Origin of the sequence: Aquabacterium sp., assembly GCF_004297345.1 — a bacterium.
In the GTDB taxonomy this organism is placed as follows: domain Bacteria; phylum Pseudomonadota; class Gammaproteobacteria; order Burkholderiales; family Burkholderiaceae_C; genus Aquabacterium.
Genome location: NZ_SCTN01000201.1, coordinates 1 through 6,599 on the forward strand (window position 1 = coordinate 1; position 6,599 = coordinate 6,599).

The following is a 6,599-nucleotide window of genomic DNA, read 5'->3' on the forward strand; positions in this document are numbered from 1 at the left end:
CCTTCGAGCTCCTGCACGATCTTGCCGTTGCCACGCACCGGGCCGTCCAGGCGCTGCAGGTTGCAATTGACCACGAAGATCAGGTTGTCGAGCTTTTCGCGCGCGGCCAGGCCGATGGCGCCCAGCGATTCGGGTTCGTCCATCTCGCCGTCACCGCAGAACACCCAGACCTTGCGTTTGGACGTATCCGCAATACCGCGTGCATGCAGGTATTTCAGGAAGCGCGCCTGGTAGATGGCCGTGATCGGGCCCAGGCCCATCGACACCGTGGGGAACTGCCAGAACTCGGGCATCAGCTTGGGATGCGGGTAGCTGGGCAGGCCCTTGCCGCCGGTTTCCTGGCGGAAGTTGACCAGTTGCTCTTCGGAGATGCGCCCTTCCAGGAAGGCTCGGGCATAGATGCCTGGCGCCGAGTGGCCTTGTATATAGAGCAGGTCGCCGCCGTGATCGGGCGTATCCGCATGCCAGAAGTGGTTGAAGCCGCAACCCAGCATGCTCGCCAGAGAGGCAAACGAGGAGATATGGCCGCCCAGGTCGCCGCCGTCAGCCGGGTTGTGGCGGTTGGCGCGCACCACCATGGCCATGGCGTTCCAGCGCATGTAGGCGCGCAGGCGCTCTTCCATCTCCAGATTGCCTGGGCAATGGGCCTCGTCTTCGGGCGCAATGGTGTTCACGTAAGCCGTCGTGGCCGAAAAAGGCATGTCGATGCCAGCCTGACGGGCGTGATCCAGCAAGTTCTCGAGCAGGTCATGCGCACGGGCACGCCCCTCGGTTTCGATGACGCCACTGAGGGCGTCCAGCCATTCACGGGTTTCCTGAGGATCCATGTCCATGGATGTGGACACAATTGGATCAATTGCAGACATGGGTTCTGTCTCCTGTTGATGAGGCTTATTTCACAGTATGGACATAAGCCAGCGATTCGCGAACGTGGATAAACGTTGCAAACCCGGTCACTCCAAAGCGTTTCAGCGACAACCGTATTCGCCACTTATTGCATGGTGTAGAAAATATACGCCTGAACAAGGGCGCTCAAATTGTGGAAGTCCACACCGATAATTCCGCCATGGCATTTTCCTCATCCACCAACTCCCCGGCGACCTTGCCCTCGGCAGCGCCCGGGCAGACGAACCGCTTGTTCTGGCGCTGGTGGCGCAAGCAGTCTCCCTCCCAGCAGGACCGGTACGCGACCCTGGGTCCGCTGGTTTCCGTGCTGCTGTTTCTGGCGGCGATCATTGCCGCGTTCTGGTATTTGCGTAACGAAGAACTGGAACGCGAACAGGAGTCGGTGAAACGCGACACTGAGGTGGTTCAGCAACAGATTCGCCTGCGCTTGATTGAAAACCAGGAGCAGTTACTGCGTCTGGGCCGCGAAATCAGCATCAAGGCGGTCACGCCTGAACAATTCATGCGGCAGGCCGGCGATTTCGTCCGCGCCCGCCCTGAAGTGATCAGCGTGTCATGGGTGCAGGCAGACGAAAGCGTCAAAGCCGCGCGCACCACTTTGAGCCTGCCCTTGGACCCCTCCCAGGCTATGGATCTGGACCCGTTGGGCGGCCGCACCGAAACTTACGACCCGCTACACGTGGCCAAAGAGCCGCAAAGTGCGTTCAAGCTGGCGCGAGATCGCGGGCAACCCATCTACTCCAAGCCCTACGCCAATCAAATGAGCGGGCGGGTCATTCAGGTGCATGTTCCCCTGATGGACCGCAGCGGTTTCATCGGCACGGTTGTGACCGAGTACTCGCTGGAATCACTATTGCGTTACCTGGTGCCGCGCGAGGTGGCCAGCCGGCACGCCATGGGCCTGATCCAGGCTGACGGCGACATGCTCACCAGTACGGTGGGTGGCGACAGCGGCACCTCGGTCAAACCCACCTTCATCTACGACGTGATCGTCACGCCGGTAGGCAACGGGCTCATGCTGCGCGGCATGGGCTTTCGGACGTCCTCCAACCTGATCGGCAACACGCTGTTCTGGATGGTGGTGGCGCTCTCGGCCCTGACCGTCTGGACGCTGATGGGTACCTTGCGCCACATGCGGCGCCGCTCGCAGATCCAGAAAACCCTGGTGCAGGAAACCAACTTCCGCCGGGCGATGGAAAACTCCATGCTGACCGGCATGCGCACCATCGACCTGGAAGGCCGCATCACCTACGTGAACCCGGCCTTTTGCGCCATGACCGGCTTCTCGGAAGAAGAGTTGATCGGCTGCGTGCCGCCCTACCCCTACTGGCCCAAAGACCGCCTGGACGAGTTCAACCGCATGTTCCAGCAAGAACTGCTGGGCCGCAGCCCCATGGGCGGCATTGAAGTGGTGATGCAACGGCGCGACGCCAGCCAGTTCGACGCCCGCATGTACGTGTCTCCGCTGATTGATGCCCAGGGTGACCAGACCGGCTGGATGACCTCGGTCACCAACATCACGGAAGCCAAGCGGGTACGCGACCAGCTCACGGCCGCCCACGAACGCTTCACCACCGTGCTCGAAGGCCTGGATGCGGCTGTGTCCGTGGTCTCGGTTCAGCGCGGCGAGTTGCTGTTTGCCAACCGCTCCTACCGTCTGTGGTTCGGCGCCAATCCCGACGCCCACACCCAGCTGACCGGCGGCGAAATCATGCCCGACGAGATCATCGACGGCGATGAATCCGTGGATCACTTCGGCGGCCTGCCCACGCAGGCGCTGACCAACGCCGGCAGCGACACCCGCGAAGTCCTCATGGAGAGCGTCCAGAAGTGGTTCGACGTACGCGCCCGCTACGTGCAGTGGACCGACGGCCACCTCGCCCAGATGCTGATCGCCACCGACATCAGCGCACGCAAGCATGCCGAAGAGGCTGCGGCGCGCCAAGCCGAGAAGTCGCAGTTCACCAGCCGCCTGATCACCATGGGTGAAATGGCCTCGACGGTGGCGCACGAACTGAACCAGCCACTGGCCGCCATCTCCAACTACTGCAGCGGCATGATCAGCCGCGTTCAATCGGGCAACTTCGACAACGAGCAACTGGTTGGGGCACTCGAAAAGACCTCTCGCCAGGCGCAGCGGGCCGGCCAGATCATCCACCGCATCCGCCAGTTCGTGAAGCGCAGCGAGCCGCAACGCCAGCCCTCCAAGGTGCGCGACATCACCGATGCCGTGCTGGAGTTGGCCGTTTTCGAGATGAAACGCCGCCGTGTGACGCTCAATGCCACCATCGCCAACCGCCTGCCCATCCTGATGGCCGACCCCATCCTGATTGAACAGGTGCTGCTCAACCTGCTCAAAAATGCGGCAGAGGCCATCGATTCGTCACAGATGCCACAGTCGCGCCGCATCATCGATTTGCGCGTTCAACAGAAGAAGACGGAAGAGCAAGGCCCGGTGGTCGAGTTCTCCGTCAGCGACGGCGGCCCGGGCATGAAGGAAGAGATCCTGGCCCGACTTTTCGAGGCTTTCCACTCCACCAAGGCCGAAGGCTTAGGGATAGGCCTAAGTCTGTGCAGATCCATCATTGAGTCACATCATGGCCGGATCAAGGCCGAGAACATCTACAATGAGGACACGGTGGTAGGGTGTCGGTTCACGTTCACCCTGCCGATTGACAGTGGCAGTGACACGGATTTTGCAGATACGGTCACCACCCCTTCCAACGACTTACTTGCCGATAACCCATGAGCTTGATCCCCAAAAAAGGCACTGTGTATGTGGTTGATGACGACGAGGCCGTGCGCGACTCGTTGCAATGGCTGCTGGAAGGCAAGGACTATCGCGTCCGTTGCTTTGACTCTGCCGAGTCCTTCCTCGCCCGTTTCGACCCCCGTGAAGTAGCCTGCCTGATCGCCGACATCCGCATGGATGGCATGAGCGGACTGGAACTGCAGGACAAGCTCCTGGAGCGCAAGTCCCCGCTGCCCATCGTGTTCATCACTGGCCACGGCGACGTGCCCATGGCTGTGAACACCATGAAGAAGGGCGCGATGGACTTCATCGAGAAGCCCTTCAAGGAAGATGCCCTGGTTGCCCTGGTCGAGCGCATGCTGGAACAAGCCCGCTCAGCCTTCTCGCAATCGCAAGAAGCCGCCAGCCGCGAAGCGCTGCTGTCTCGCCTGACCACGCGTGAAGCCCAGGTGCTGGAGCGTATCGTGGCCGGCCGACTGAACAAGCAGATCGCCGACGACCTGGGCATCAGTATCAAGACGGTGGAAGCCCACCGCGCCAACGTGATGGAAAAGCTCAACGCCAACACCGTGGCAGATCTGCTCAAGATCGCGCTGGGTGCCAACGCCCCGGCCGGCGGCGCGCCCACCAAGTAATCTGTCCGAGGGCTGTTCGCAGCCCCTTTGATACCGGACCTCCCAAGGCCGCCTCAACCCCAGTGGCGGCCTTGTGCATTTGAACTCCTGAATTCAACCGCTTTCCCCCGGAGCAGCCCATGCCAGCCCAACTCATCGACGGCAACGCCCTGTCCAAACAACTGCGTGGCGAAGTCGCCACCCGCGCAGCCAAGCTGACCGCCCAAGGCCTCAAGCCCGGTCTGGCCGTGATCCTGGTGGGCGACAACCCTGCCAGCCAGGTCTACGTGCGCAACAAGGTCAAGGCCTGTGAAGACAGTGGCCTGAACTCCGTGCTGGAAAAGTACGACGCCACCATGACCGAGGCCGAACTGCTGGCCCGCGTCAAGGCGCTGAACAACGATCCATCCATCCACGGTATCCTGGTGCAACTGCCACTGCCCAAGCACATCGACGACCACAAAGTCATCGAAGCCATCTCGCCCGCCAAGGACGTGGACGGCTTCCACGTGGCCAGCGCCGGCGCCCTGATGGTGGGTGAGCAAGGCTTCAAGGCCTGCACGCCCTACGGCTGCATGAAGATGCTCGAATCCATCGGCATGAAGGATCTGCGCGGCAAGCACGCCGTGGTGATCGGCCGCTCCAACATCGTCGGCAAGCCCATGGCCATGATGCTGCTGGCCGCCAACGCCACCGTCACGATCACGCACAGCGGCACCGCCGATCTGGGCGCCATGACCCGCCAGGCTGACATCGTGGTCGCCGCCGTGGGCAAGCGCAATGTGCTGACTGCCGACATGATCAAGCCGGGTGCCGTCGTGATCGACGTGGGCATGAACCGTGACGACGAAGGCAAGTTGTGTGGCGACGTCGATTTCGCCGGTCTCAAGGAAGTTGCCGGCTGGATTACCCCTGTACCAGGCGGTGTCGGCCCGATGACGATTACCATGTTGCTGGTCAATACCATCGAAGCCGCAGAACGCGAGGCCGCCGCCCGCGCCTGAGCTTCGGATCCACTTGCACATCAGGACACCATGAGCACCAATCCCCTGCTTGACATCACCGGCCTGCCCCTGTTTGACCAGATCAAGCCCGAGCACGTCACGCCTGCGCTGGATACCTTGCTGGCCGAGGCCGAGGCCTCGCTGGCCAAAGTGGTGGGCCCTGATGTGCCGCCTGACTACGATGCCCTGTCCCTGCTGCTGGACGTGAGCACCGAGCGCCTGGGCCGCGCCTGGGGCGCAGTGGGCCATCTCAACGCCGTGGCTGACACGCCCGAGTTGCGCGCCGCCTTCAATGAGAACCTGCCGCGCATCACCGAGTTCTACACCCGCCTGGGCGCCGACGAGCGCCTGTACGCCAAGTACAAGGCCCTGAACGAAGCGCAAAAAACAGCAGAACCGGATCGCCGCCTGAGCTCCGCTCGCCAGCGCGCGCTGGACAACGCCCTGCGCGGCTTTGTGCTGGGTGGTGCCGAATTGCAGGGCGATGCCAAGAAGCGCTTTGCCGAGATCCAGGAAGAGCAAGCGGCCAAGTCGCAGTCCTTCTCCGAACACGTGATGGACTCGACCGATGCCTACGCTCACTATGTGCGCGAAGACGAACTGGCCGGCGTACCGGAAGACATCATCCAGGCCACCAAGGCCATGGCAGAAGGCGAAGCCAAGGAAGGCCACAAGCTGACCTTGCACATGCCCATCTACCTGCCCGTCATGCAGTACGCGACCAATCGCCATCTGCGTGAAACCATGTACCGCGCCTACAGCACGCGTGCCTCTGAATTCGGCCCGACCGAGCGCGACAACACCGCGCTCATGAGAGACATCGTGGCCCTGCGCCAGGAAGAGGCCGTGCTGCTGGGCTACAAGACCTTCGCGGATGTGTCGCTGGTGCCCAAGATGGCCCGCAACCCAACGCAGGTCATGGACTTCCTGCGTGATCTGGCCAAGCGCGCCCGCCCCTTCGCAGAAAAGGACATGGCCGAGCTGCGCGAGTTCGCCAGGACCGAATGCGGCATCGATGACCTGCAAGCCTGGGACGTGGCTTTCGTTAGCGAAAAGCTCAAGGAAGCCCGCTACGCCTTCAGCGATCAGGAAGTCAAACAGTACTTCACCGAGCCGACCGTGCTCAAGGGCCTGTTTGGCCTGATCGAATCCTTGTTCGACGTGAAGATCCTGCCTGACACGGCCCCCGTCTGGCATGAGTCGGTGCGCTTCTTCCGCATCGAGCGCGCCAATCAACTGATCGGCCAGTTCTACCTCGACCCCTACGCCCGCACCGGCAAGCGCCCCGGCGCCTGGATGGACGATGTGCGCGGCCGCTGGAAG

At 62.1% G+C, this 6,599-nt stretch carries 4 protein-coding genes and 1 pseudogene; 4 read left to right on the top strand and 1 reads right to left on the bottom strand.

What is annotated here, in order from left to right; translation table 11 throughout:
- A pseudogene (gene aceE, locus EPO09_RS07140) lies at positions 1-866 on the bottom strand (pyruvate dehydrogenase (acetyl-transferring), homodimeric type); the annotation flags it as partial.
- Positions 867-1,066: 200 nt separating this feature from the next.
- Here aceE and EPO09_RS07145 point away from each other — a divergent pair.
- From EPO09_RS07145 to EPO09_RS07160, 4 genes are all read left to right on the top strand, one after another.
- A complete protein-coding gene (locus tag EPO09_RS07145) occupies positions 1,067-3,655 on the top strand; it encodes a PAS domain S-box protein (protein WP_290641607.1) in 2,589 nt (862 codons plus the stop codon).
- The gene (locus EPO09_RS07150) at positions 3,652-4,293 is read left to right on the top strand and encodes a response regulator transcription factor (protein ID WP_290641609.1); all 642 of its coding nucleotides are present in this window, start codon (positions 3,652-3,654) and stop codon (positions 4,291-4,293) included. The genes EPO09_RS07145 and EPO09_RS07150 overlap by 4 nt, the downstream gene beginning before the upstream one ends.
- Before the next feature lie 119 nt (positions 4,294-4,412).
- Complete coding sequence (folD, locus tag EPO09_RS07155; RefSeq protein ID WP_290641611.1) at positions 4,413-5,276, top strand: bifunctional methylenetetrahydrofolate dehydrogenase/methenyltetrahydrofolate cyclohydrolase FolD; 864 nt, start codon at positions 4,413-4,415, stop codon at positions 5,274-5,276.
- Positions 5,277-5,306: 30 nt separating this feature from the next.
- A partial coding sequence (locus tag EPO09_RS07160) for a M3 family metallopeptidase (protein WP_290641613.1) occupies positions 5,307-6,599 on the top strand: 1,293 nt, incomplete at its 3' end.

Bases quoted from the DNA above. Each gene is read 5' to 3' on its own strand.
- EPO09_RS07145 (WP_290641607.1), top strand. From the start codon at position 1,067: ATGGCATTTTCCTCATCCACCAACTCCCCGGCGACCTTGCCCTCGGCA.
- EPO09_RS07150 (WP_290641609.1), top strand. From the start codon at position 3,652: ATGAGCTTGATCCCCAAAAAAGGCACTGTGTATGTGGTTGATGACGAC.
- folD (WP_290641611.1), top strand. From the start codon at position 4,413: ATGCCAGCCCAACTCATCGACGGCAACGCCCTGTCCAAACAACTGCGT.